2 protein-coding genes are annotated in these 920 nt (G+C 30.8%); both read right to left on the bottom strand.

Annotated elements, in window-relative coordinates:
- Window positions 1–91: 91 nt before the first annotated feature.
- Entirely contained in the window at window positions 92–733 is a 642-nt protein-coding gene (locus tag M8044_RS02445; protein ID WP_273585463.1) for a YqaJ viral recombinase family protein, read from the bottom strand.
- 5 nt (window positions 734–738) lie between these two features.
- Window positions 739–920, bottom strand: a 182-nt coding sequence (locus tag M8044_RS02440) for a hypothetical protein (protein WP_273585462.1), incomplete at its 5' end; no start/stop codon positions are given.

The following is a 920-nucleotide window of genomic DNA, read 5'->3' as shown; positions in this document are numbered from 1 at the left end:
CTCTAATTTCCTTCCCAAGAGAACTACTCCCTAAGTCTTGTTTGGGCATAAAAAAAGACCTTCGATTTGAAGGTCTAAAAGTATTAATCAATTATTTGATTTTCCTTAATTGTTTTAAATAAGTGGTTTTTTCTAATTCGTCTTTGGCTTTGGTTAAAAGAGCTAAGTATTTTTCGCTATCTTGAATCATTTTGATAATGAAGTTGTTATCTTGATAAATCCGTACCACATGATATTTTTGATCGTTAAAATAGACTAAAAAGTAAGCGAAGTTCGCTTGGCTACAATAGAGTTGACATTGAACTTGGGCCCAGTAGTATTGAGGGATATTTTCTAGCTTAGGGTGAGTTAAAAAATTAGTCCAAGTGGATGAGACTTCTTGGTTTTCGTTAACGAAAGGACATTTAATTTCTAAAACAGCTTGATGTTGTTCGTTGTATCCGTCTAAAGAGGCGGAAAAAAGGTTAACTTGATCATCAGTGAAAATAGTGTCTTCAAAAGTTAAATTGGTTTTTTGAATGAAAAATTCTCTAGCGATGGGTTCCATTTTTTGGCCATGAAGTGTATATTGATTGGCGGTAAAAGTGGTGCCAAAGAGTTTATCATGAACTAACTGTTCCATGGAACGAAAGGGATCTAACCCCGTAATAGAAGCAATTTCGGAAGCGTTGATGTATTTTTTTCGGTGTTGATACCATAATTTGGTTCTTTGATTTAAGTTTTTGATGCGCATAATAATTATTCTTTCTTAAATATTTTCTTTAATAATAATAAAAGATATTTTCCTAAATAATAAAGAAAACGAAAAAGGTGATAAAGACATTTAAAAAGAAAATCAATTAAATATAAAAGATGGGGGAGAAATAATAAAATAATCGTTAATAAACCTAAGTTTAACCATTGATTTTGATAAGTAAAGA

Origin of the sequence: Columbia Basin potato purple top phytoplasma (assembly GCF_028595955.1) — a bacterium.
Classification (GTDB): Bacteria; Bacillota_I; Bacilli_A; order Acholeplasmatales; family Acholeplasmataceae; genus Phytoplasma.
Note: the sequence above shows the minus strand (reverse complement) of the source record. Positions and strands in the feature narration are given on the sequence as shown.

Coding starts and splice junctions, on each gene's coding strand:
- M8044_RS02445 (WP_273585463.1), bottom strand. CDS start 733: ATGCGCATCAAAAACTTAAATCAAAGAACCAAATTATGGTATCAACAC.